This is a genomic window from Ruminococcus turbiniformis, from assembly GCF_020687545.1.
Classification (GTDB): Bacteria; Bacillota; Clostridia; order Lachnospirales; family Lachnospiraceae; genus Mediterraneibacter; species Mediterraneibacter turbiniformis.
In genome coordinates this window covers 117,137-141,667 of sequence record NZ_JAJEQX010000002.1, presented here as the reverse complement: position 1 = coordinate 141,667, position 24,531 = coordinate 117,137, and the positions used below count along the sequence as shown (strand labels likewise).

Sequence of the window (24,531 nt, the reverse complement as noted above, 5' to 3'; positions counted from 1 at the left end):
CACAGCAGAGGGTGACACAATGAAAAGACCTTTGATTATACTGGCCGGGCCGACAGCCGTTGGGAAAACGGATCTGTCGGTTCGCCTTGCAAAACAGATTAACGCTTCCGTCATTTCTGCGGACTCCATGCAGGTTTACCGCCATATGGATATCGGCTCCGCAAAGATCACCCCGGAAGAGATGGACGGCGTGCCCCATTATCTGGTGGACGTGCTGGAGCCGGAGGAAGAGTTCAGCGTGGTTCGTTTCCAGCAGATGGCAAAGGAGGCGGCGGAGGAGATTTACGCCCGGGGACAGATCCCGCTTGTGGTAGGCGGGACCGGGTTTTATGTTCAGGCTCTCCTCTATGACATTGATTTTACGGAGAATGATGGGGATGACAGCTTCCGCCGCGAACTGGAACAGACGGCAAAGGAGCAAGGAAGCGAGTATCTTCATGACCTGTTAAAAGAGAGGGATCCGAAAGCGGCGGAGCAGATTCACCCGAACAATGTGAAGCGGGTCATTCGGGCGCTGGAGTTTTATCAGCAGACAGGAAAGAGGATCTCGGAGCACAATGAGGAGGAGAGGGGGAAGGAATCTCCTTATGAGTTCGCCTATTTTGTGCTCACGGACGAGAGGAGCAGGCTCTACGAGAGGATCGACAGGAGAGTGGATCTGATGATGGAGCAGGGGCTTCTTGAGGAGGTACGGGAACTGAAAGAACGCGGGGTAAGACGGGATTCCACTGCCATGCAGGGGCTCGGCTATAAAGAACTCTACGCGTATCTTGACGGGGCGTATGACCTGGAAGAGGCGGTGCGCGTGATTAAGCGGGATACAAGACATTTTGCAAAGCGGCAGCTCACCTGGTTTAAGCGGGAGCGCGACGTCATCTGGGCGGACCGCTCCGTGATCGGGCAGGATGAGGATCGTCTGCTTGAATTTATGATAGAAAATTTAAAAGCACGGGGACTGTACGGAAACTGAGAACCCGCAGCAAAACGGGTCTGCTGCCGAAGAAAAAGTGCGCCTTAACAGGCCTGGCGGCGGAAACGGTATAGATGGAATGGAAGGCAAGAGAGGAGAAAGAAACAGAAATGGAACATACGGAATCACGATACATGTACGAAGAGCTCGGCATTTCCGGGGAAGTGTGGCAGTACGGGCAGAAGATTGAGGAAGAGTTAAGAGACCGCTTCCGTGAATTTGACGAGACAGCGGAGTATAACCAGATGAAAGTTATCCGGGCCATGCAGGAAAACCGGGTCAGCGAGGCATGCTTTAACTATGTGAGCGGTTACGGATACAATGATCTGGGAAGGGATACACTGGAATCCGTCTATGCATCCGCATTTCACACAGAGGCAGCCCTTGTGCGCCCGCAGATCACATGCGGCACCCACGCCCTTGCTCTTGCCCTCGCGGCAAATCTTCGTCCGGGAGATGAACTTCTCTCGCCGGTCGGGAAGCCGTATGACACGCTGGAGGAAGTGATCGGTATCCGTCCGTCCAAAGGTTCTCTTGCGGAGTACGGCATCACTTACCGTCAGGTAGAGCTGCTGGAAGACGGTTATTTTGACTATCCGGCCATCGAGGCGGCATTAAATGAGCGGACAAAGCTTGTGACGATCCAGCGCTCCAAAGGATACCAGACACGCCCGAGCTATTCGGTGGAGAAGATCGGGGAGCTGATCGCCTTTATCAAGGAGCGCCGTCCGGATGTCATCTGTATGGTAGACAACTGCTACGGAGAGTTTGTAGAGCGGATCGAACCAAGCGACGTGGGAGCGGACATGATTGTTGGATCGCTGATCAAGAATCCGGGCGGCGGGCTTGCACCGATCGGAGGATATATTGCCGGACGGGAGGATCTGATCGAGAACTGTGCGTACCGGCTGACCTCACCGGGACTTGGAAAGGAAGTGGGTGCATCGCTTGGCGTTATGCAGTCCTTCTATCAGGGATTCTTCCTAGCGCCAACCGTCGTATGCGGCGCGCTCAAAGGAGCTGTGTTTGCGGCAAATGTGTATGAGCGCCTCGGATTCCCCGTTGTTCCGAACGGAAGGGAATCCCGGCACGATATTATTCAGGCGGTGACGCCGGGCACGGCAGAGGGAGTGATCGCCTTCTGCAGAGGAATCCAGGCCGCGGCGCCTGTGGACAGCTATGTGACTCCGGAGCCGTGGGCCATGCCGGGATATGACAGTGATGTGATTATGGCTGCGGGAGCATTCGTGCAGGGATCTTCCATCGAACTTTCTGCCGACGGTCCGATCAAGCCGCCCTACGCCGTATATTTTCAGGGAGGACTTACGTGGTATCACGCGAAGCTCGGCATCCTGAAATCCCTCCAGAGCATGATTGATGCGGGCGTGGTGAAGATCGAGCAGGTGAAGGCACTTCTGTGAGAAAATACCGTCGGAAAGAAAAGGAAGGAGGATGCGAGAGAACATGAGAACAGTCGCAGTCATCGGAGGAGGGGCCTCCGGAATGATGGCAGCCATAACGGCAGCCTCAGAAGGGGCCTGTGTAATCCTTCTGGAGCAGAAAGACCGGATCGGCAAGAAGATCCTTTCCACCGGAAACGGGAGATGCAATTTTACGAACATCCGTCAGGAACCGATCTGTTATCACTCGGACCAGCCGGCGTTTCCCTGGGGCATCGTGGAGAAGTTCGACGCCCGCCTAAGCATCTCCTTTTTCCTCAGCCTGGGGGTATATTCAAAGAACCGGAATGGCTATATCTACCCCAACTCCGACCAGGCGTCCGCAGTGCTGGACGCTCTGCGCATGGAGTTGGACCGACTCGGCGTGGAGGTTGCAGTCGGGGTGAAATGTACGCAGATCCGTCCGGGTAAGAAGCAGTTTTCCATAGAGACAGACAATAAGACGGTGCGCGCTGACCGGGTGATCCTTTGCGCCGGCTCAAAGGCTGCGCCCTCCACCGGATCTGACGGCTCCGGGTACGATCTGGCAAAGCAGCTGGGGCACCGGATGGTTCCGGTCCTTCCCGCGCTTGTTCAGCTTCAGTGCGAGGGCGGATTCTTTAAAGGAATCGCAGGTGTGAGGGCAGACGGAGAAGTGTCTGTGTGGTCAGACGGAGAGTGCGTTGCCAGAGACCGGGGGGAGATTCAGCTTGCCGCCTACGGTATCTCCGGCATCCCGGTCTTTCAGGTGAGCCGGTATGCGTCCCGCCTTCTGTACGAAAAGCGGGAGGTGACGGCGGTGCTTGATTTCTTTCCGGATTTTACTTTGGACCAGACTGAGGCGTTTTTAAAGGCGCGCGCGAACACCCGCCCGGAAAAGCCGGCTTCCATGTTCCTGATCGGCCTGTTTCACAAGAAGCTATCCGATCTCTGGATCAAAATGTCAGGGATATCCCGGGAGAAAAGCGCCGGGGACCTGACAGAGGTAGAAATTGGCCGCCTTGCCGGTCTGATCAAAAATTTCCGCGTCAGAGTGACAGGGACAAACTCTTTTGAACAGGCTCAGGTGTGCTGCGGCGGCATTGATACCCGGGATGTAAATCCGGAGACGCTGGAATCGCTGATCGTGCCGGGGCTGTATTTTGCAGGAGAGATCCTTGACGTGGACGGAATGTGCGGCGGATACAATCTCCAGTGGGCGTGGGCCAGCGGGCACGCGGCAGGAAAAGCAGCAGCGGGAGACCGCGGCGGCGCAGCTGCCTCCGGGGTATCGGCGATGAGCAGATAATTACCGGCCTTTTCGGAACAGCCTTCCCGCTCCGGCGGCGATCAGAAGCGATACAGCCCCGGAGAAAATGACAGGGACATATTCCGCATGGCTGCAAAGCTCGAAAAAGATGCCGTAAAAAGCATTTCCGAGAGGCTGGGAGCACATGGAGAGTGTCAGGCTCACCGCGATCACCTTTCCCACAAGATTCTGCGGCGTCTCCGCCTGGATAAAGGACATGATCTGCACCGTGAAAATCGAGGAGAACAGCATGATGGCAAAGCAGCATACGGTGATTACGATGTAATTTGCAACGGCGGAGGAAATTAGCAGCAGTGAAGCGCCCATGGGGAATACACATACAGCACAGAGAATCAGTAGATTTCCGGCTTTTTGGAAGGAAAGCCTGCGGGAGAATATACCTGCGCAGATGCCGCCGGTCAGTCCGCCCGCCGCGAGCGCACCTTGGGAGAACCCGTAAAGGGTGTTGGAGATCCCGGACTCCAGATCCAGCACCTCGGTGACAAGATAGGGGAGGGCGACAATAATCATTGCGGACAGAAAGAGGTTGATGCCGCAGACGACGAGGACGGCCTTTCCGATGACGGGCTTTTCCTTCCGGATAAAGCGGGCGCTCTCTGAGAAATCTGCAGCTGCGGTTTTCAGCATACTGCCGCCGGATTCCTGTCTCTGAAACGGAATGTGGATGAAAATTTCCATAACCGCGGAGAGAAAAAAGCAGACCGCACAGACATACAGGATCGGCCGGAGTCCGTATGCGCTGTACAGCACTCCTCCGAGGGCGGGACCGATCAGGGAGGAAAAGGAACTGACCGTGTTGATGACAGAATTTGCCTTCATAAACTGTTCCTCGTGTACAAGGGCCGGGATGCTGGCCTGCACAGACGGCTGGTATGCGCCGGCAATCCCGTACAGAAGCATGAGCGTGATCGCTGTGAGAAGGACAATGTCAGTCCCGTTCATAAGGAAAGAAAATACAAGGATCACCGCGGAAGTAAAGAAGTCAAGTACAACCATGATATTCCGCTTGTTTACCCTGTCCGCGATGATTCCGCCCACGGGGGAGAGAAGGACTGAAGGGATAAAAGCGCAGGCTGTCACAGTTCCGTAAAGCGCGGAAGAGCCTGTCAGGTTCAGCAGATAAAGGGGCAGGACAAACCGGATCGTGGCATTGCCGAACAGGGAGATAATCTGTCCGATGACGACGAGTGTGAAATCTCGGGAAAACAGTTTCTGATTCTTGTGTTAAACCTCCATTTCTAAGAGCTTGTTTTAATACCGCACGACGGTATGTATAAAAGAAGAAAATTTTCTGCCCGTTTTTCAGGGCAGATTTTTATCGGGCAGGGCAGAGGATCCCCGCCTTTATTTGTTTTTCTGATAGATGGACGTAAGTTCCTGTATTCGCCCGATCATCTCATCGTCAAGGATATCCAGTCCAAGTCCGCACATCATCTGATTATATACCATGACTTTTTTGTACGTTTCTTCCTCCGTACTTCCGAAGATCATGGGATTCATCCAGATATTTGTCAGAAGCACAATCATCTCCGCGAGCTGCTCAGGATATTCGGTCCGGATGGAACCGTCGGAAACTCCCTCTTTTAAAAATGGAAGGCAGCCAGAAAATACAGAATACGTTGTGAATATGTGAGAGGAACCGGGCTTGTTTTTCCTGGATCATGTTGCTACAATAAAAGCGTAGACATAAAATATTTTGATTATCCTCCATATATTCTTTATGTATTCCTTCAGATGAAAAGGAGAAGTATATGGAGGAAAAAACGAAAGACAAAAGAATATAGAACACAAGGACGAAAGACAGCGGTGCAAAGCTTATCTTTGACAATCATATTTTATGTGCGCAGTTTCTGCGGGGGTATACGGATGTAAAGCTTCTGGAAAATGTGCAGCCGGAAGACATAGAGGATATTTCGGAACGCTTTCTGTGGATGTGGCAGGAGGGAAGAGATTCTGACTCCGTAAAGAAAATTCATCTCAACCGTAATGCAGAGAGCGACACGTTGTTCCTTATTGCAATGATTGAGCACCAGTCCGCTGTGGATCATGATATGGCATTTCGCATTCTGCGCTATATTGTACAGATTCTGACAGATTATGCGCAGGAGCAGGAAGAAAAATGCACGGGGATCACAAAAAAGAAAAGTTTCAGATATCCCCCGATTCTTCCAATTGTATTTTATGACGGAATCGGAAACTGGACTGCGGCGACGAACTTCCGGGAAAAAGTATATCTCAACGAAGTGCTGGGAGAGTATATTCCGGACTTCCGCTATCTTGTTGTTCCGCTTTCAAGATACACGAATCAGGAGCTGGTGGATAAGAGCGACGAACTTTCACTGATCATGCTAATTGACAAGCTCCGCAGTACAGCTGACTTCCAGAAACTTAAGGAGATACCGGCAGAGTATTTTGAGAATCTGAGCAGAAATTCGCCGGAATCTGTCCTGAAACTGATTGGAAAGATTATTACAGTGCTTCTTTTGCGGCTGAATGTTCCAAAAGATGAGGTGGAAGTATTTACAGATCAGATCGAACGGAGGAATTTTACGATGCTGTTTGAGAATTTTGAAGCATATGATGTGCAGGAAACCCGAAGAATCAGTAAAGCCGAAGCACGGGCAGAAGACATAACCGATCTCCTGAGTGATCTTGGTGACATCCCGGAGGAGATAAAAGAGAAGCTCAGACAGGAACAGGATCTGGACACGCTGAAAAAATGGCTCAAGCTTGCGGCGCGCGCAAAGAGCATGGAGCAGTTTGCTTCAGAAATAGAGAGCGGGAGATGAACAGCAGGAGAGCGGCACGACAGGAAATATAATACTGTAAATAATAGGTGATAAAAGTAATGGCATCATGAATGTACAGATTGTACAGCTCATGGTGCCATATTTTGTAGAAACGGCGCTTATAAGTCTGGGTCTGGCCGGGGACTTGGCGACCGCTTACATTCCTGGCCTGTGCCGTTGGGCACTTCCGGTGATTTATTGACAATCTAACGATCGTTAGATATAATGTATCTAACAAGTGTTAGAAAAGAGGCGGTGGAGTTTTGAGGAATAATACACGGCAGCGAATACTCGAAGTATCTCTTGAGCTGTTTTCTCAAAAAGGATTTTCGGCAGTGTCAATCCGTGATATCTGCGGACGGGTGCAGATCAAGGAAAGTACGCTTTATTATTATTTCAGGAACAAGCAGGCTGTTTTTGACGAGCTGGTCTCTCTTTTTGAGAAAAAAGCGGAGGAGATGATGAAACGGCTCGAGGAGGGGCTGAACGGCGGAATTTTTCCTTCAAATGGGAACTTTTACAGAAATGTGTGCGACGCTTTTTTTGAAAACTATCTTATGGATGACTTTTGCAATAAAGTGATGCGTCTTCTGCAGATTGAACAGTATGGCAATGAAAAAGTCCGGGAGATATACGACTGCTGGATGTTTGAAAAGCCTCTGGCTTTTCAGGGGAAAGTGTTTCGGATGCTGATGGAGGCGGGAGTTATTGCAAAATCGGACAGCGTCTATCTGGCTGTTAAGTATTATGCCCCGATCAGCATGTTTGCAAGGCGATGGCTTTTTGCCGGGGAGCTGACCGAGGAGAAGAAGGGCATGTTCCGAAGAGAGGCATATTACCATATAGAAAGATTTTTTGCGGAGATAAAGGCGGGAGAATAGTGGCGGATATCATTGTTACAGGTGCGGGCCGGGGAATCGGATATTTTATGACGGAGCAGTTCCTGGAGGATGGAAACCGGGTGGCAGTACTGGACACAGAGACGGACGGCCTTGAAAAGCTGGCCCGGAGATTCCCCGGACGGCTGGTCTTTTACAGGACAGATGTGAGAGAGGAAAAGCAGATTCAATCAGCTGTGGATGCGGCAGTGGAAACATTCGGAAAGGTGGATGCGGCTGTTCACAACGCGTGCTGCTGCCCGTTTGTATGGGAGAAAGATGCTGCTCTTTCGGTATATGAAAAGGCGTTTGACGTGAATTATTACGGGGCGCTCCGGCTGGCGAAATGCGTTCTGCCGCATATGCGGGCGCGGAAAGGCGGCAGAGTGATTTTTACAAGTTCCGGCGTGGGTGTGACAGGATTTGCCGGGATTTCTGCCTATGCGTCAACCAAAGTCCATCCTCCGCTTACGCGGACGCAGTCTTCCGTATCCCTTCCGGTGCCGGAAGAATTTATGGCAGATCCGGAAAAAGTGGGGAGAGGGCTGGCAAAGAATGCCTTTTCCGGACGGTTTGTTATCTGCCACAGCATGGTACAGAAACTTCAGATGAGTGTCTGCTATCTTTTCCCGGTAAAGATGGGAAAGCTGATGACAAAGATGACGATGCGCTGTATCGATGCAAAATGAGCAAGAATGATGAAAAAACAGATCCGTTTTTCTGATAGAATCGAGTCAAAAAGGAGGAGGCGCGGATGCAGAACCGGACAGTTGACATGGTTTCCCAGGCGATCTTCTATATCGAAGATCATCTGGACGAACCCCTTGATCTGGATACGATGGCGGAGAAAACCTGCTGCTCAAAATACCACCTGCACCGTCTTTTTGCAAAGTCGGCCGGGATGACGCTGCACAGTTATGTTCGGAGAAGACGCCTGACTGAGGCGGCCCGCATGCTTGTCTTTTCGGAAAAACCGGTTCTTGAAATCGCACTGGAGAGCGGGTATGAAAGTCAGCAGGCGTTCTCGGATGTTTTCAGGAAAATGTACAAGATAACTCCGGCTCGTTTCAGAGCAGCCGGTGCGTTTTACCCGCTTCAGCTTGAGATCTCTCTTGAATGGAAACAGAAGAACAAAATGAGGCAGACTGTGCAGAAAGAAAAGGGAATTTTGACAGGAGATGGGATCCGGTATGTTGTCCGGGAGGACGTCAGCGACTGGATGGAGCTTGTATATCGTTCCATCGACGGATATCCCCGGCTGGATGAAAAGGAATATCTTGAGAACCTGTATCTGCACATTGAGAACCGGAGCGCTGTGATTTTAAGAGACGCAGGAGAGGCTGCCGGGATCATGGGCTTTTCCGGGGACGGAAGGATCGATTTCCTTGCGGTGCATCCCCGGTATCGGAGTGCAGGGGCCGGCATAGAAGGAATCTTTGTAAACTGGCTTGCGGACGGCGTGTTCCGGGGAAAAGAGATCAGCGTGACAACATTCTGCGCGGGGGATAAGGCGGATACGGGCTGGCGCAGGACTTATCTGGATCTTGGATTTCAAAGAAGAGAGCTGCTTACGGAATACGGCTATCCGGTACAGCGGCTTGTGCTTCCTCCGAAGCAGAAGGAGGAAGGAAAAAATGACGTTGAATACAGAGACGACGAATACAGAGAAAGCGAATACAGAGAAAGCGAATACAGAGAAGGTGAACACAGGGACAATAAATAAAGGGGAAGAGAACAGAAAGACGGCGGACAAAGAAAAGACAGGGGTACGGATAAACGGAAGGTGGAGACAGAGAGCGGCTCTGTTTTTCATAAGCCAGAGTATTACTCTTTTCGGTACGCAGATTGTTCAGATGGCGGTTGTCTGGCATATTACTCTTTCTACATCAAGCGGCGCATGGGCGGCCGCTTTTTCTGTCTGTTCCTATCTGCCCCAGTTTCTGATTTCCTTTCCGGGAGGGGAGTGGGCGGACAGATACCGGCGTAAACGGCTTATTATCGGCGCAGATATGATGACCGCGGCGGTTACGGTCGTGGTGTTTTGCCTGCTGCCGGGTATTTCCTCAGAGCAGACGACGCTGTGGGTGCTTCTTGTCATGTGTGTCCTCCGCTCTGCCGGAGCCGGGATTCAGTCGCCGGCAGTGAATGCGGCGATCCCGGGGCTTGTCCCGAGAGAACATCTGATGCGGTATAACGGGATCAACGCGGCAATGCAGTCCGCTGTGCAGTTTGCAGCACCTGCGGCGGCAGGAGCCGTTCTTTCGGCAGGATCCCTGCGGACGACCCTGCTGATAGATGTTTTTACCGCTGCGGCCGGTGTCGGAATCCTTGCATTGGTATCCGTCCCCGGGCCGGAAAAGGCTCACAGAAATCAGAACCGGGCCCGTCGTAATCGCAAAAACCGCAGCGGTACAGAATGCAGAGAAGAGCGAAGTCCGGGCATCCCCTTTGCCTGTGTCCGCGGGGAAACCGGAGGCCTGCTGATCCTTTACGGAGCGGTTACGTTTCTGTGTGTCCCTGCCGGGTATCTCTCCGGGCTGTTTGTGAGCAGAACATATGGAAACTCGTACCTGTATCTGACGGCAGCCGAGGTCTGCGGCTTCGGCGGAATGACGGCGGGCGGCATGCTTATGGCTGCGGCGGCAGGCCAATGGGCAAAAAAACAGAAGAAACCTGTGCTTTCCGCGGGACTTGTGCTGTTCGGCGCGGCATCGGCCGGGATGGGTGCGGTGGGAAATTTCGGACTCTATCTCGTTTTGATGACAGTGTACGGCATTGCCCTGACGGTAGTGCAGACGACGATCACCACACTGCTCCAGGAGAACAGCGATGCGGCCTCTCACGGAAGGATATTCGGGCGGATGAGCGCAGCGTATGCGTTCTGCTATCCGGCGGGAATGGCAGTGTTCGGGCCGCTGGCGGATGAGGTGCCGCTTCCGTGGATCATGGCAGGGGCGGGCGGCCTGCTCATCTGTACGGCTGTGCTGGAGATGCGCTGGAAATAGCCCCGGAATTCCGCTTGCTTCAGGATTGGAGAGCACTCTCACCCCAGAGCTCAAAGAGCTGGAGGATAATTCTCGGGGCGGAGGACAAGCTTTACGCTCTGGAGTATGAGCTTTACAGCAGTGTCCGCGACAAAATTGCGGGAGAGGTGGGGCAGATTCAGCAGACGGCGACGGCGATGGCAAATCTGGATGTGTTCGCATCCCTGGCCCTTGTGGCAGAGCGAAACAATTATGTCCGCCCGAAGATCAACGAGAAGAGCGTAATCGATATCAAAGAGGGACGCCATCCTGTTGTGGAGCGGATGATTCCAAACGACATGTTCATCGCAAACGATACATACCTGGATGAAAAAAGCACAGAATCTCCATCATCACAGGTCCGAATATGGCCGGAAAATCCACCTATATGCGTTAGACGGCGCTGATCGCACTGATGGCACAGATCGGCTCTTTCGTTCCGGCAAAGAGCGCGAACATCCCAGTCTGTGATCGACGAAGACGTGATAAGCGCAGAACAGATCAGTCGATGTTCCCGTGGAACGTTGTCGATTACCGTTGAGACAGAGGGAAAACCGGCGCGCTGACCGGGGGATTCTGTGCGCGGGTTCCAAAGCCGCTCCCTTTACCGACTCCGATGGATCCGGGTATAGCCTGGCCAAAAAGTTGGGACACCGCTTGATCCCGGTTCTTCCGGTGCTTGTACAGCTTCAGTGCGAGGGGGACTTCTTCCGGTCGGTATCCGGCGTAAGAGCGGACGGGGAAGTGTCCGTATGGTCAGACGGAACGTGCATCGCGAAAGACAGAGGAGAGATTCAGCTTGCCGCTTACGGAATCTCCGGGATTCCGGTTTTTCAGGTGAGCCGGTACGTGTCCCGGCTTTTGTACGAGAAAAAAAGTCCAAGCGCGGTTCTTGACTTTCTTCCGGATTTTACGGCGGAACAGACGAAAGCGTTTCTGAAAGCGCGCGCCAATACCCGGCCGGAAAAACCGGCTTCCATGTTCCTGATCGGCCTGTTTCACAAAAAGCTCTCCGACCTGTGGGTGAAAATGGCGGGCATCCCCAGGGAAAAGAAGGCCGCTGATCTGACAGAGAAAGAAATTTCTCTTCTTACCGACCTGATCAAAGAGCTTTGTGTCCGGGTGACGGGTACCAATTCCTTTGAACAGGCGCAGGTGTGCTGCGGGGGAATCGACACCCGGGAGGTAGATCAAAAGACAATGGAGTCGCTTCTCGTGCCGGGGTTGCACTTCGCAGGAGAGATACTGGACGTGGACGGAATGTGCGGCGGGTACAACCTGCAGTGGGCGTGGGCCAGCGGATATGCGGCGGGAAAAGCGGCCGCTACCTGGACTGGTATGAAGAATAAATCTTCCGATATTCCTTCGGAGTGACGCCTGTAATCTGGCGAAACCTCCGGGCAAAATACTTCGGTTCACTATATCCGAGTTCGGAACTGATTTCATAGATCTTCTTATCTGTGTTTATCAGAAGCTCTTTTGCACGGGATATTTTTAAAGCGGTCAGTGTTTCGATGATCGTCTGGCCGGTTTTCGAACTGTACACGCTGCTTAAAAACGTATAGTTTACGCCTAAAACTTCCCCTAACTCTGACAGAGTGACATTTTCTTTTACATGTTCGGCCAGATACGCCTGCACCTGCCGGACCAGCCATTTTTCAGAGTGTCCGGCACGGTTTGCGGCTTCACTCATAGCGCTTTCCGTCAGAGCAAGCAAAGAGTCTTCTATTTCCTCAAGAGAATGATAATTGTAAAGAAAATTCAGGCTTTCTGCATAATCGATATAACATGAAGACGGAAGTTTATTGTCAGCGCAGAACTTAGTGACCGACAGGACAATCCGGTTAATCCAGGATTGCAGTTCAAAATAGGAAGGCCTGGATTTTTTGATATAATCCATAAAGGAATATACGGAATCCCTTACGTCAAGCGGACTGTTCTGCTCAAGATAAAGCTGCAGGTTCTGATAATAGGTGTGAGGAAAGGCACACAGCAGCTGATCCTGATAAATATGAACAGGGGAGGATATATATAAATACTGTTTCAATGCGGACATCCCGCTGTAAAACGCATTTCTGAAAGTGTCATCAGGGACGCTTCGATAAATTCCTGCGTGCATCCTCGCATCTGCCGGGAACTTCCAGAGAAAGATCTGAACCTGTTTTTTCATCTCTTCGATGGAAATGCTGCTTTGCTTGAGTAAAACACAGTAAATTTTTTGGCAGAAAAGAAATACATAAAAGTGATCTGCGGAAATTTTTTTGCAAAACCGGTGCATCTGCATTCGGAATCCGCTCATCTGATCTTCAAATGCTTCTTTTCCTTCAAACAGCAGAAACCATGTGCCGGAAAAGGAAAAACCGCACTGTTCTTCAAGCTTTTGAACAGCTTTCCCGTTGCTTTTTGACACGGCTTCCGAGAATAGAAGATCCATAAACTGTTCATATTCTTCCGGGCGGAAACACTGCCCGGAAGATGTGCGTTCTAAAAGAAGATAATTTTCTACAGCAGTGACCTCGGCGTCAAATTCAGCCGGAGAAACCGGTTTTAAGATGTAGCGGAAGACATGATAGTCAACCGCTTTTTTTGCATATGAAAATTCTGAATATCCGCTGATAATGATAATCGGAAGAGAAGAATTAATCTCCCGGATTTTACTGATCAGTTCAAGGCCGTCAAATCTGGGCATACGGATATCAGTGACGATCAGATCAATTTCAGGATGATCCTGAAGATAGTAAAGGGCGGACAGGCCGTCCGCGAATAATCCGCAGACTTCCCATGACGGAGTATGTCTGCGAAAGATTTCAGCGATCCCGGTACGACTTTGTATTTCATCATCAACAATGATTACACGATTCATAGTATTCCTCATTTCTGAAACGGCAGGCAGACAGTAACTGTTGTCCCCTGATTCTGTTTGGATTCGATATAAACTCCAAAAGAACTGCCGAATTTTTTTCTGATATATTCGTTAGTATTGTAAATACCGATGTGGTTGGTTTCCCTGTATAAAGCAGAGTAAATGCTGGATTTCGACATTCCTTTCCCGTTATCGGTTACTGTAATAAAGATTCTCTTTTCACGTAAAAAAATCTTCAGTATAATTCGTCCGCCGCTGCTTTTCTCGGAAAAGCCGTGCAGAATCGAGTTCTCAATAAACGGCTGAAGGATAAATCTGGGAATTTTGCAATTCCTCGCTTCCTGCGGAACATTGTAGTCAACCGTAAACAGATCGGGAAAACGGATCTTTTGAATATATACATAGTTTTTCAGCCAGAAAAGCTCATCACTGATCGTTACAAAATCCGTGTTCCGGATGATGCTGTACCGCAGAATGTTTGAGAGCGCGCTGACGGTATCGGGAATTTTTTCAGAATGTCCGTTCTGAGACATCCAGCTGATTGCATCCAGCGTATTATACAGAAAATGCGGATTTAACTGTGCGTGGAGCAGCGCCAGCTGCTGGCTGGCTTCTTTCTTTGAAAGTTCTTTAAGCTGTTCGACAAGAGTAAACGTACGCTGGCTCATTTCATGAAACGCATAGAACAGATTCCCGATCTCGTTGTGAGCCGTAAGTGGCGGAACAGGGTGATAGTGCATGAAATCCTGATCTTTCATGATGACTGAAAGCGCACGGACGGGTGTGATAATTTTCCAGGTAAACATCATAAAAACGAGAACAAGGCACACGAAGTTTACCATGAAAATCAGGAAAATAAACAGGCTGACGGACTGGACAGATTCCTGAATAGCTGATGCGGGAAGAAATGAATAACAGCCGTATTCAAGTGTACCCACTTCAGAATAAAAGCAGTAGTAGTCGCTTCCGCCGATGCGAAGAGCAGAAAATTTATTTTCCGGTCTGCCTGCTATTTCTTTCGGAATAACATCCCCGATCTGAAAATTGATCAGTTCTTCCTGATATCCCCAGACTAAAGTACCGTTCTGTGTGGTCAGAAGAAGGGCGGCATCTGTATTAAATCCTGTCGATGTAATGATATCTTCAAAAGTAGAAATATCAATTTCCATAATCAGCAGACCGATGGGACGGAAACTGCGCTCAACACTGCGCAGAAGACGTCCGTAATAAATTGAAGTAGAGGAGGAAGGATACCTGCGCCGTTTTGTATATGTGATCGGGTCTGAGAGAACACCTTGCCCGTTATACTCATATATTTTCTTCAGGAAATCAGGCTCAATCATATTTGAAGACAAGACACCGCTGTAGCCGTCATTCCAGAATAATGTGTCTCCGGAGACGGTGAGAAGAGAAAAGGAAAGGATCATTTCATCTGTCCGCATCATGGAATCTACTGCAGGCTGAACCTGCTGCTTTTCCTGCCAGGTTAACGGACGGGTCACACCATTTTCCAGGCATCTTAAAATTTCATCATTATAATAGACAGATGCGGTGAGACGGTTAAAATAGCTTACCTTTTGCAGAATATTAGATGCGGCGAGTTTAAGTATCTGAGACTGTGTGGAAAGTTCTTTTTCCAGAGTCCGGGTGTACTGGCTTTTGTACAGCAAGGCTGCGGCAAATGTCATTGGGATAAAAGCAGCAAATATGAAAATGATAACAAGTTGTTTTCTTAAGGAGAGATTCAGTTTTTTCATTGCATTTTCCTACCAAAAATATTTGTAAAGTTAACAGTATTTGTAATCATATTATATGACGAAGCGGAAATGGTAAAGTAAAAAAAATGCACCCTGTAAAAAAAGTGGTATTTTATTAACTGATTACAGCCGATAAAATAAAACCATAAAGCACAGGGCCCGTGCAGCAAGGAGGAAAAATATGAAGAACCAGGAACTAAGAAAATATGTGAAAAGAGGAATTTCCTGTTTGGTGGCAGGAATGATGGTGATCGGAATGGCCGGCTGCCAGAGCCAGGAAAATGAGGCCGGGAAAACAGACGATTCTTCACAAAGTGTGGACGGGCCGGTAGAAATTGTTTACTGGAATCAGTGGACACAGGAGGATGAGACTGCATTCCTGGAGAAATATATTGAAGAATACAACAATTCCCAGGACAAATATCATGTAACGTTTCTTGCCATTCCGTTTGAAGAATATACGACGACGAAACTTGCAACGGCGTTTGCGACCAATGAGGCACCGGATATTTTCGAGTGCAGCCCGGCGATTATTACGCAGTATCTGGACGCAGGAGTATGCGAACCTCTCGACGATATTATCACAGAAGAGATCCGGGCGGATTTTACAGACTCGGCGTTTGATACAGTATCAAGAGACGGACATATTTACGGCCTTCCGTTGGACAGTGATCTTGTAGCGCTCTATTACAATAAAGAGATTCTTGCGGAACATGGAATCGAACCGCCGACTACATGGGAGGAATTAAAAGAAGCAGCTGCCGCATTAAACACGGATGATTATTCAGGATTTACCTTTGAAGTTGACAAAGGAGACTGGCAGTGCTTTACGTTTTATCCGTTTGTCTGGATGCAGGGAGGTACTTTGTTTACCGAGGACGGCATGGCAAATCTCAATTCAGAGGAAGTGATCAATGCGCTTTCACTTTGGAAAGATCTGCTTGATTCAGGAAACTGCAATGAGACTCCCGGAAGATCCGTTTCAGATATCTCAATTCTGACGAACGGCGAGACTGCGATGCAGATTAACGGAAGCTGGTCAGTTCTGCGTGCGGACCCGGAAAAATACGGAGTAGTTCCCCTTCCGGCTCCGGAAGAAGGAGGGAACAGCGCCAGTGTTTCAGGCGGATGGAATGTTCTTGTAAGCAACCAGAGCAGCGAGGAAGAGATTGCCGGAGCAAAAGACTTTATATCATGGCTGTGGCTGAATGTAGATCATGTAAAAGAGTTTGACACGGAGGCAAAATTCTCATACTCCATGAGAAATTCCGTAATCGAAGCAGGTGAAGACATCTATTACAGCAATGACAATGCGGCCGTATTTTCTGATGAAGTGATTTCAACTGCAAAACCGGAGATTGCTCTCTCGGGAGAGGCAAAAGAGATTGTCTCCACGATGATTCAGAATGCGCTTTACAGTATGAGTGCAAAGGAAGCGGCTGAAATCGCGCAGGAGGATATGCTGAAATATCAGGAGGAAAGCGGTTCAGTGTTCTTTGGCTGACAAGAAGGCCTTAAGGCAAAAACTGCGGGATTCGTATTTCCTCCGGCCAAATCCGTGCCCGGAGGGAATACAGGAGAGTTAGGCTTATGAAAAAAAAGAAACAAAGACGAATAAAAAAAGAAGCGCTGACAGCCTATCTTATGATCGCGCCGGAAATGATCCTGATGCTGATTTTTATTTTCATCCCGATTATATATGCGCTGTATATCAGTCTTTTTGACTGGAACGCTCTGGGGACGAAAACATTTGCGGGACTGGATAACTATTCGCACATGCTGGACGATGCTACCTTTTGGGGAAGCCTTTTTACGACGGTAAAATACGCGGTCATTTATGTGGCTGCCGTATATATCCTTTCTCTTGCCGCCGCGGTATTCGTCAATTCAATCAGAGGGAACCGGCGCCAGCAGGCGTGCAGAGTCGCGATTTATTTGCCGAATACAATTTCCACTATTGTGGCGGCTACACTTTGGTCCTTTCTGTTCAACTCAAGAAACGGGTATATCAACAGAATTGTGGAGCTGTTCGGAGGAGAAAGACAGCTTTTTCTCGGCTCATCCTCCCAGGCGCTGATCTGTGTCGCTGTTGTGGGAATCTGGATCGCCTTCGGCTATAATATGATTATTTTTCTGTCTGCTTTAAAAGACGTACCGGCAGAATATTATGAGGCGGCAAGAATCGACGGCGCGAATGCGGTTCAGAGATTTTTCAAAATCACGTTCCCGCTGATTAAAGGAACAAGTATTTTTATTTTAATTACGACGCTGATTGCATCGTTCCAGGTATTTGACCAAATCAGAGTGATGACGTCAGGAGGACCGGCGGGCGCGACGGAAGTGACAGTATATTATATTTTCCAGCTTGCGTTTGAACAGTACAGATTCGGGTATGCTTCCGCAATCGCTGTGGCGCTCTCCCTGATTATTATGGTTGTCACCGTTGTACAGATGAAGTTGTTGAAATTTAAGTAGGTGAAGACTGTGGCAAAAAAATATGGAATATCTGCATTGAAGATATTTGTGGGAACACTGTTTATTGTATGTTCCGTTTTTCCGATCATCCTGCTTATAAGCGGGGCGCTCAAACCGGAGAATGAAGTGTTTGACTACCGGATTATCCCGGAGCATCCTACGCTTGACGCTTTTCGGCAGGTGTTTAAGACAATGGATGTTTTTACAGGTATCTGGAACTCCTTTTTTATCGCAGCGATGGTAACGGTGCTCGCGCTGATCATCCATTCGATGGCGGCGTTTGCATTTGCCAGGCTGGATTTTCCGGGAAAAAAGGGGGCGTTTATGTGGGTACTGAGCACAATGATGATTCCCTTTCCGGTGATTATTATTCCTCTGTTCTTCATTATACGGGGAATGGGCCTTGCCAATTCACTCTGGGGAGTTATTCTTCCAATGGTTCCGCACGCATACGGAGTGTTTCTGTTCAGACAGTATTTTGTGGAAATGCCGGATGCACTTTATGAATCGGCGCGAATCGACGGATGTTCGGTGTGGAAAACATTTACAAAAATATTTATACCGCTGGCAAGACCAATGTTTATTACACTTGGAGTATCGTTTTTTGTGACAAACTGGAACTCTTATCTGTGGCCGACGATTGTCGCCCAAAATGAGAGCAAATATACGATTCAGATTCAGATTGCAACGCTTATGGGTTCTCTTAGAATCTCCTGGAATCTGATTCTCGCGGCTTCCGTAGTTGCCGTGATTCCGACGGTCATTCTTTTTACGCTGCTTCAGCGGTACTATCTGGACGGAATTAAAATGACAGGAATGAAAGACTGATAAAACAAAAGGAGGAAGTTTGATTATGATGAATTACAGTGAATTTTATACATTTCCGAAAAATGTTGTGACAAGATGGGCAAGCCATGAAAATCCGGACGGGGAAAAAGGTGCGGGAGGAAAAGCCGGAAACGGCAGGAAAGGTTCTCCCTGGTTCCGGCTGAATAAAGGGGAAAGCCATGTACTCGCACATGCAGAAAATACGAGCGGAATGATCAGAAGAATATGGATTACAATCAGTGAGCAGATTCCTGAAACTTTAAGGGGAATCCGTCTGGAAATGTTCTGGGATAACAGCGATCAGCCCGCGGTGAGCGTCCCTCTCGGAGATTTCTTCTGTGTCGGACTTGGTAAAACGGCGGTTTTTAAAAACGCGCTCTTTACAAATCCGGAAGGCCGCAGCTTTAGTACATGCATACCGATGCCGTTTAAAACCGGGATGAAAATAACCGTTACCAATGAGTCGTCCGTTGACGTCAGACATTTTTATTATGACATTGACTACACGCTTGGCGATGTGTTTTCCGATCAGATGATGTATTTTCACGCTTATTTCAACCGTGAGAACTTGACCGGGATGAAACGGGATTTTGAACTGCTGCCGTATGTAGAAGGAAAGGGAAGATTCCTCGGAACAAATATGGGGGTACGGTGCAATACAAAACTTTACTCTGATACATGGTGGGGCGAAGGTGAATTTAAGGCTTACATAGACGGGGACAAAGACTATCCGACTATCTGCGGAACAGGAGTGGAGGATTACGTCGGGACAGCCTGGGGACAGGACTATTTTTATGATCTGTACAGCGGATGTCCGGTCTACGATAAGGTAAATATGGAATTGTGTTTTTACCGGTTCCATGTCCCCGATCCGATCTATTTTGAGACTGATTTCCGCGCGGTGATCCAGCAGATCGGAGCGGTGGACCGGGATGACTATTTCCACCACGCCCAGCTCCTTTATAAGAATCTGAAAGCAGGTACCCAGGTAATTGATACAAAAGGGGAAACCGTAGATTTTATGAACATACCGATGCTGGACGGACGCCCGCTGCTCTTTGAAAGGGAAGATGACTGGTCGTGCTGTTCTTATTTTTATCTGGACAGGCCAAAGAATAATCTTCCGGAGCTGATGGACGCAAAAGAGAGAATCGGCGGACTTAAGGCCCGGCCCGGGTATATGGGAAATTATCCCCAGGAGATGCCGCTGTTTGATTAGAGGAGACAAAGAAAATGAAAGACGGAAAAATAAAAGTAGGAATTGTTGGAATCAGTTTCGGAATGGAATTTATTCCTATTTATCTGAGGCATCCGGATGTCTATGCTGTGGCTGCTGTTGACCTCAATCCGGAACTTTTGAAAACAGCCCGGGAAAAATTCGGCCTTAGTAAGAGCGACTGCTACACAGATTATGATGAGATGCTTAAGGATGGAGAAATAGATGCCGTCCATATAGTCACTCCACCGGCTACTCACGCAGAGTTTTCCATAAAAGCTTTAAACTCAGGAAGACACTGCGGCTGTACCATACCTATGGGAATGAGTATTAAAGAACTGGAAGATGTAATCAGGGCAAGAATTTCTTCCGGAAAGCAGTATATGTTTATGGAGACAACCGTGTTCGGAAGGGAATATTTTTATGTCAGAGAGATGCTTGAAAAGGGAATGTTCGGCAGAGTTCAGTATATGACGTGCGCGCATTATCAGGATATGGAAGGATGGCCTTCGTACTGGAACGGCTTTCCGCCGCTTATGCATCCCACACATGCGCTCGGCACATGCTTTATGCTCTTAAACGACTGGCCGAAGGAAGTCTATGCCAAAGGCTCAGGGCGCATTAGAAAGGAACTTGAAGAAAAGTACCATTCCCCGTTTTCCTTTGAGGCCGCTTTTGTCACGATGGAAACAAGTGATGTAGCGATAGAAGTGGAACGTTTTCTTTACGGCGTGGCAAGAAGCTATTCGGAATGCTTTCGCATTTACGGAAGTGAACGAAGTTTTGAATGGCAGCAATTAGCCTCAGAAGATCCGGTGCTCTATACAAGGACAGGAAATATCCAGGAAGAAATTCCGGACGCCGACGGAGACCCGGACAGATTCAAAAGAGGAGGGGAAATCACGGAGCAGCGAATTAAAATCCCGGATTACGGATGCAGGCTTCCTGAAAGCATCGCAGGTTTTACAACAGAAACCGTATATAATGACGAGAATACCCACCTTTCATTTAAACAGGGAGGGGGACACGGAGGCTCCCATCCGCATATGATTCATGAGTTTGTGCGTGCGGTGGTGGAAAACCGAAAGCCGGTTCCCGACGATATCGCCGGGGCGTATTGGACGGGTACGGGAATCTGCGCCCATCAGTCGGCGATGGAGGGCGGAAAAGTGATACATATTCCGGAATTTAAAAAGTTCATTTCCTAAAGGAGATTGGAAAAGGAGATGAAGGCCCACACTGCAAATATAAAAGATGTAACGATCAGCAGCCGGTTCTGGAACAAATACAGGAAATTAGTCAGGAAAGAAATTCTGAACTACCAGTGGGAAGTCATGAATGATCAGATTGAGGGAGCACCCAAAAGTCACTGTATCGAAAATTTCAGAATTGCGGCGGGAGAGAAGAACGGAAAATTTTACGGGGCGGTGTTCCAGGATTCAGACGCCGCCAAGTGGCTGGAAGCGGCGGCGTACTGCCTGGAGGAACAGCCGGATGAAGAACTTAAAAGACGTGCGGATGAGCTGATCAGTCTGATCGGACGCGCACAGCAGCCGGACGGCTATTTTAATACTTACTATATTCTGGAAGATCCGCTTGGCAGATTTACAAATTTAAGAGAGGGGCATGAACTCTATACACTCGGGCATATGATCGAAGCGGCCGTGGCGTATTCCCGCGCGACACAAGAACAGAAATTTCTGGAGATTGTCTGCCGCATGGCTGACCTTGTATGCGAGACATTCGGTAAAGAAGAAGGAAAGCGAACAGGGATGCCCGGACATCCCGAGATTGAACTGGCGCTTGTGAAGCTGTATGACGCTACTGGGAAAAAGAGATATCTGGAGCTTGCAAAATATTTTGTTGATGTGCGGGGAACCGGAGAGAAAAATTATTTTCTGGAAGAGATGAAACGCCCCGGACAAAAATTCCTTTTCCCGGAACTTTCTGATTACTGCCCCGAGTTTGCTCAGGCCCATCTTCCGGTTCGTGAACAGAAAACAGCAGAAGGGCATGCGGTACGCGCCGTGTACCTTTACTGTGCTATGGCAGATCTGGCTGAAAAATATAAGGACAGGGAACTTTTTAACGCTTGTGAGACACTGATGGAAAATATCGTTTCAAAACGAATGTACGTGACAGGCGGCATCGGCTCGTCTGGTATTTTAGAACGTTTTACCACAGACTATGATCTTCCGAATGAATACGGATACTCAGAGTCATGCGCTTCCATAGGACTGGCACTGTTTGCCCGCAGGATGCTTCTTATCACAAAAGACGGGGCGTATGGGGATATTATGGAGCGGGCGCTTTACAACACAGTTCTGGCCGGTATCAGCCAGGACGGAAAACACTTTTTCTATGTTAATCCTCTCTCATGCTGGCCTGAAAGCTGCATGGAAAGAACTTCAAAAGAACATGTAAAAAGTATACGGCAAAAATGGTTCGGCGTAGCCTGCTGCCCGGCAAATATTTCCCGGACGCTTGCATCTCTGGGAGAATATATATACAGCTATGAAAAAGACACCCTATATCTCAATCTTTTTGTGGCGGGAAGTGTTTCCGTCATGCTGGAGTCAGGAGAGACAGAACTTGAGATCCGCACAGATTTTCCCTGGAGCAATAAAGTTGAAATAGAAGTAAAACGGGCAGGCGTTTCGGGATGTGCAAAATTAGCTGTCCGAATCCCTGAATACGCGGAAGCATTCCATGTGGAGAAAACGTCAGGAGAAAATGATCTCCCGGCAGATATACGCATAGAGAAAGGATACGCATATTTTCCGTGCGAAGCCGGAACTGTTTATACGGTTTTATTCGGAAAAGAAGAGGGATCTTTCCGTCCCCGGTTTCTCCATGCGAATCCCGAGGTCAGGGAGGATGCCGGAAAAGTCTGCATCGCCTGCGGCCCTCTTATTTATGCCGCGGAAGAAGCGGATAACGGGAAATATCTTTCTTCTGTTTATGTTGACACTTCAAAGCCTCCCCGCATCCACTGGGAAGACATACTTGGAGGAACGCTCGTAATTGAGGCAGACGGAAAAAAGATCGTCAGAGAGAACTGGAAAAGTCCGGAGCTGTATGCAGAGCACGATGAAAAACTGAAAGACATAAAAATGACATTTATACCCTATGCTTACTGGAACAACAGAGGAGAAGGCGAAATGGAAGTATGGGTAAAAGAGTACCCTGATTTTTAAACGCAGGGGCATTTCGGCAAATGACGGCCGTAATGCCCCTGCGGCATTTTTTACTTGCCCCTTTTGGAAAATTGCACTATACTCGTCTTCGGAACAAAAAATTACCTGAGAACAGAGGAGGGCTTTGATGCTTACACTCAGTCAGATAAAACTTCCTGTAGAGCATACGACGGGGCAGCTGAAGAAAAAGATCGCGCGCACCCTTGGAATACAGGAAAAGGAATTGGAAGATTTTTCGGTACGCAGGCGTTCTCTGGACGCGCGTAAAAAGCCGGAGCTTTTTTACGTTTATATGGTGGACTGTAAAATAAAAAATGAGGAGAGGGCGATGAAACACTCCCGGGGAAAGGCAGTGAAGACAAAGGAAAAAACTTACAGTCTTCCGCCGCACGGAACCGGGAAAATGCCGGGGCGTCCTGCGGTGATCGGAAGCGGCCCGGCAGGACTTTTCTGTGCGTATCTTCTTGCAGCGGAAGGATACCGCCCGATTCTTATAGAGAGAGGAGCGCCGGTGCACGAGCGGAAGGCAGATGTGGAGAAGTTCTGGGAGACAGGCGTTCTTGACACGGCCTCCAACGTACAGTTCGGGGAGGGTGGCGCAGGAACCTTTTCCGACGGGAAACTCAATACACTTGTGAAAGATACGGCGGGCAGGAACCGTTTCGTGCTTGAGACGTTCGTGCGGTTCGGTGCGCCGGAGGAGATTCTCTGGGAGCAGAAGCCCCATATCGGCACGGATATTCTGATCCGCGTTGTGGAGAATATGCGGGAGGAGATAATAAGGCTTGGCGGGGAAGTACGTTTTCACAGTCAGGTGACGGATATCCTGCCGGAAGAGCGATGTCTTGTGATTAATGGAGAGGAGCGTGTCTCTGTCGGCGCTGCGGTGCTGGCGGTCGGGCACAGCGCCAGGGATACGTTTGCGATGCTGCTTGCGCGCGGCGTGTCCATGGAAGCAAAATCGTTTGCAGTGGGAGTCAGAGTGGAACACTCCCAGAAGATGATTGACCGGGCGATGTACGGGAGGGAAGAGAGGGGGAACCTTCCTCCGGCCTCCTATAAGCTGGCGGAAAAGTCAGAGAGCGGAAGAGGCGTCTATACGTTCTGCATGTGCCCGGGCGGCTATGTGGTGAATGCGTCTTCCGAAGAAGGCCATCTGGCTGTAAACGGCATGAGCTACCACGGAAGAGCGGGAGAGAATGCCAACAGCGCGGTCATTGTAACTGTGTCGCGGGACGATTACGGCTCGGATCATCCGCTGGCCGGAGTTGAGTTTCAGAGAATGCTTGAAAAAAGGGCCTGGGAGGAAGGAAAGGGAAAGATTCCGGCACAGAGATTTGAGGACTACTGTCTGGACAGAGTTTCCGAAGAGACGGGAACGGTCCGCCCGAATATGAAAGGAGCATACCGTTTCGGAAATGTCCGGCGTATATTTCCGGAGGAAATCGCACGGTCTGTGCAGGACGGAATCACTGCTATGGACAGAAAGATCAGAGGCTTTGCAGACGGGGACACGATCCTTTCCGGCGTGGAAAGCAGAACGTCCTCCCCGGTGCGCATTCCGAGAGACGAACAGTTCCGGTCTTCCGTGCCGTGGATATATCCGTGCGGGGAGGGCGCGGGATATGCGGGCGGCATCACGTCGGCAGCCATGGACGGGATGAAGGCAGCGGAGGCGGTGATCCGGGAGTACGGATCGCGGTAACAGTTCACAGAATTTTAATCTGTAACGCCTATACACAATTTTTAAATTGTGCTAAAATAAATCGTTGTATTGTATCATCGCG

Annotated in this window: 20 protein-coding genes and 1 pseudogene; 17 read left to right on the top strand and 4 right to left on the bottom strand. The window is 49.3% G+C overall.

All coding sequences use genetic code 11. From position 1 onward, the window contains the following. Positions 1–19 precede the first annotated feature (19 nt). From miaA to LKD70_RS01900, 3 genes are all read left to right on the top strand, one after another. Positions 20–970 (top strand): tRNA (adenosine(37)-N6)-dimethylallyltransferase MiaA, encoded by a 951-nt coding sequence (gene miaA, locus LKD70_RS01910; RefSeq protein WP_227706362.1) that lies wholly within the window; start codon positions 20–22, stop codon positions 968–970. 110 nt (positions 971–1,080) lie between these two features. Then, the gene (locus LKD70_RS01905) at positions 1,081–2,391 is read left to right on the top strand and encodes a methionine gamma-lyase family protein (RefSeq protein WP_227706361.1); all 1,311 of its coding nucleotides are present in this window, start codon (positions 1,081–1,083) and stop codon (positions 2,389–2,391) included. A gap of 43 nt (positions 2,392–2,434) precedes the next feature. Then, complete coding sequence (locus tag LKD70_RS01900) at positions 2,435–3,697, top strand: BaiN/RdsA family NAD(P)/FAD-dependent oxidoreductase (RefSeq protein ID WP_227706360.1); 1,263 nt, start codon at positions 2,435–2,437, stop codon at positions 3,695–3,697. Here the strand turns inward: LKD70_RS01900 and LKD70_RS01895 are convergent, their stop codons facing one another. Together LKD70_RS01895 and LKD70_RS01890 are read right to left on the bottom strand one after the other, a co-directional pair. Continuing rightward, a complete protein-coding gene (locus LKD70_RS01895; protein ID WP_265104711.1) occupies positions 3,698–4,927 on the bottom strand; it encodes an MFS transporter in 1,230 nt (409 codons plus the stop codon). A gap of 135 nt (positions 4,928–5,062) precedes the next feature. Beyond that, complete coding sequence (locus LKD70_RS01890) at positions 5,063–5,239, bottom strand: hypothetical protein (protein ID WP_227706359.1); 177 nt, start codon at positions 5,237–5,239, stop codon at positions 5,063–5,065. A gap of 296 nt (positions 5,240–5,535) precedes the next feature. On the opposite strand from LKD70_RS01890, the gene LKD70_RS01885 reads away from it, so the two are divergent. The 7 genes and pseudogenes from LKD70_RS01885 to LKD70_RS01855 all read left to right on the top strand — a co-directional run bounded on the left by LKD70_RS01885 (position 5,536) and on the right by LKD70_RS01855 (position 11,782). Continuing rightward, positions 5,536–6,507 carry an Rpn family recombination-promoting nuclease/putative transposase gene (locus LKD70_RS01885; protein ID WP_227706426.1) on the top strand — a complete coding sequence of 324 codons (972 nt, stop codon included), beginning with the start codon at positions 5,536–5,538 and terminating at the stop codon, positions 6,505–6,507. 263 nt (positions 6,508–6,770) lie between these two features. Next, the gene (locus LKD70_RS01880; RefSeq protein WP_227706358.1) at positions 6,771–7,388 is read left to right on the top strand and encodes a TetR/AcrR family transcriptional regulator; all 618 of its coding nucleotides are present in this window, start codon (positions 6,771–6,773) and stop codon (positions 7,386–7,388) included. Next, entirely contained in the window at positions 7,388–8,074 is a 687-nt protein-coding gene (locus LKD70_RS01875) for an SDR family NAD(P)-dependent oxidoreductase (protein ID WP_227706357.1), read from the top strand. Before LKD70_RS01880 ends, LKD70_RS01875 begins: the two co-directional genes overlap by 1 nt. 65 nt (positions 8,075–8,139) lie before the next feature. Next, positions 8,140–9,108, top strand: a complete 969-nt coding sequence (locus tag LKD70_RS01870; protein WP_227706356.1) for a helix-turn-helix domain-containing protein — start codon at positions 8,140–8,142, stop codon at positions 9,106–9,108. Next, entirely contained in the window at positions 9,020–10,390 is a 1,371-nt protein-coding gene (locus tag LKD70_RS01865; RefSeq protein WP_227706355.1) for an MFS transporter, read from the top strand. The genes LKD70_RS01870 and LKD70_RS01865 overlap by 89 nt, the downstream gene beginning before the upstream one ends. 28 nt (positions 10,391–10,418) lie before the next feature. Then, positions 10,419–10,883 (top strand): annotated as a pseudogene (locus LKD70_RS01860) (MutS-related protein); the annotation flags it as partial. A gap of 62 nt (positions 10,884–10,945) precedes the next feature. After that, the gene (locus tag LKD70_RS01855; RefSeq protein ID WP_265104700.1) at positions 10,946–11,782 is read left to right on the top strand and encodes an aminoacetone oxidase family FAD-binding enzyme; all 837 of its coding nucleotides are present in this window, start codon (positions 10,946–10,948) and stop codon (positions 11,780–11,782) included. Here the strand turns inward: LKD70_RS01855 and LKD70_RS01850 are convergent. Both LKD70_RS01850 and LKD70_RS01845 read right to left on the bottom strand, forming a co-directional pair. Further along, on the bottom strand, positions 11,733–13,271 hold the full coding sequence (locus tag LKD70_RS01850) for a response regulator (RefSeq protein WP_227706353.1): 1,539 nt from the start codon (positions 13,269–13,271) through the stop codon (positions 11,733–11,735). The two genes, LKD70_RS01855 and LKD70_RS01850, sit on opposite strands and share 50 nt — an antisense overlap. Positions 13,272–13,279: 8 nt before the next feature. Next, positions 13,280–15,028 (bottom strand): cache domain-containing sensor histidine kinase, encoded by a 1,749-nt coding sequence (locus tag LKD70_RS01845; RefSeq protein WP_227706352.1) that lies wholly within the window; start codon positions 15,026–15,028, stop codon positions 13,280–13,282. Between the two features lie 181 nt (positions 15,029–15,209). Here LKD70_RS01845 and LKD70_RS01840 point away from each other — a divergent pair, with 181 nt between their 5' ends. The 7 genes from LKD70_RS01840 to LKD70_RS01810 all read left to right on the top strand — a co-directional run bounded on the left by LKD70_RS01840 (position 15,210) and on the right by LKD70_RS01810 (position 24,449). Continuing rightward, a complete protein-coding gene (locus tag LKD70_RS01840; RefSeq protein ID WP_227706351.1) occupies positions 15,210–16,532 on the top strand; it encodes an ABC transporter substrate-binding protein in 1,323 nt (440 codons plus the stop codon). An 86-nt stretch (positions 16,533–16,618) separates the two neighbouring features. Beyond that, a complete protein-coding gene (locus LKD70_RS01835) occupies positions 16,619–17,503 on the top strand; it encodes a carbohydrate ABC transporter permease (RefSeq protein ID WP_227706350.1) in 885 nt (294 codons plus the stop codon). Between the two features lie 9 nt (positions 17,504–17,512). Next, positions 17,513–18,331: a carbohydrate ABC transporter permease gene (locus LKD70_RS01830; RefSeq protein WP_227706349.1), complete on the top strand. Its 819-nt coding sequence runs from the start codon at positions 17,513–17,515 to the stop codon at positions 18,329–18,331. A 25-nt stretch (positions 18,332–18,356) separates the two neighbouring features. Continuing rightward, positions 18,357–19,550 (top strand): glycoside hydrolase family 172 protein, encoded by a 1,194-nt coding sequence (locus LKD70_RS01825; RefSeq protein WP_227706348.1) that lies wholly within the window; start codon positions 18,357–18,359, stop codon positions 19,548–19,550. Positions 19,551–19,564: 14 nt separating this feature from the next. Next, on the top strand, positions 19,565–20,755 hold the full coding sequence (locus LKD70_RS01820) for a Gfo/Idh/MocA family protein (RefSeq protein WP_227706347.1): 1,191 nt from the start codon (positions 19,565–19,567) through the stop codon (positions 20,753–20,755). Between the two features lie 6 nt (positions 20,756–20,761). After that, entirely contained in the window at positions 20,762–22,744 is a 1,983-nt protein-coding gene (locus tag LKD70_RS01815) for a glycoside hydrolase family 127 protein (protein WP_320442575.1), read from the top strand. A gap of 127 nt (positions 22,745–22,871) precedes the next feature. After that, entirely contained in the window at positions 22,872–24,449 is a 1,578-nt protein-coding gene (locus tag LKD70_RS01810) for an NAD(P)/FAD-dependent oxidoreductase (protein WP_227706346.1), read from the top strand. Positions 24,450–24,531 lie beyond the last annotated feature (82 nt).

Coding starts and splice junctions, on each gene's coding strand:
- miaA (WP_227706362.1), top strand. CDS start 20: ATGAAAAGACCTTTGATTATACTGGCCGGGCCGACAGCCGTTGGGAAA.
- LKD70_RS01905 (WP_227706361.1), top strand. CDS start 1,081: ATGGAACATACGGAATCACGATACATGTACGAAGAGCTCGGCATTTCC.
- LKD70_RS01900 (WP_227706360.1), top strand. CDS start 2,435: ATGAGAACAGTCGCAGTCATCGGAGGAGGGGCCTCCGGAATGATGGCA.
- LKD70_RS01870 (WP_227706356.1), top strand. CDS start 8,140: ATGCAGAACCGGACAGTTGACATGGTTTCCCAGGCGATCTTCTATATC.
- LKD70_RS01865 (WP_227706355.1), top strand. CDS start 9,020: ATGACGTTGAATACAGAGACGACGAATACAGAGAAAGCGAATACAGAG.
- LKD70_RS01850 (WP_227706353.1), bottom strand. CDS start 13,271: ATGAATCGTGTAATCATTGTTGATGATGAAATACAAAGTCGTACCGGG.
- LKD70_RS01845 (WP_227706352.1), bottom strand. CDS start 15,028: ATGAAAAAACTGAATCTCTCCTTAAGAAAACAACTTGTTATCATTTTC.
- LKD70_RS01840 (WP_227706351.1), top strand. CDS start 15,210: ATGAAGAACCAGGAACTAAGAAAATATGTGAAAAGAGGAATTTCCTGT.
- LKD70_RS01835 (WP_227706350.1), top strand. CDS start 16,619: ATGAAAAAAAAGAAACAAAGACGAATAAAAAAAGAAGCGCTGACAGCC.
- LKD70_RS01825 (WP_227706348.1), top strand. CDS start 18,357: ATGATGAATTACAGTGAATTTTATACATTTCCGAAAAATGTTGTGACA.
- LKD70_RS01820 (WP_227706347.1), top strand. CDS start 19,565: ATGAAAGACGGAAAAATAAAAGTAGGAATTGTTGGAATCAGTTTCGGA.
- LKD70_RS01810 (WP_227706346.1), top strand. CDS start 22,872: ATGCTTACACTCAGTCAGATAAAACTTCCTGTAGAGCATACGACGGGG.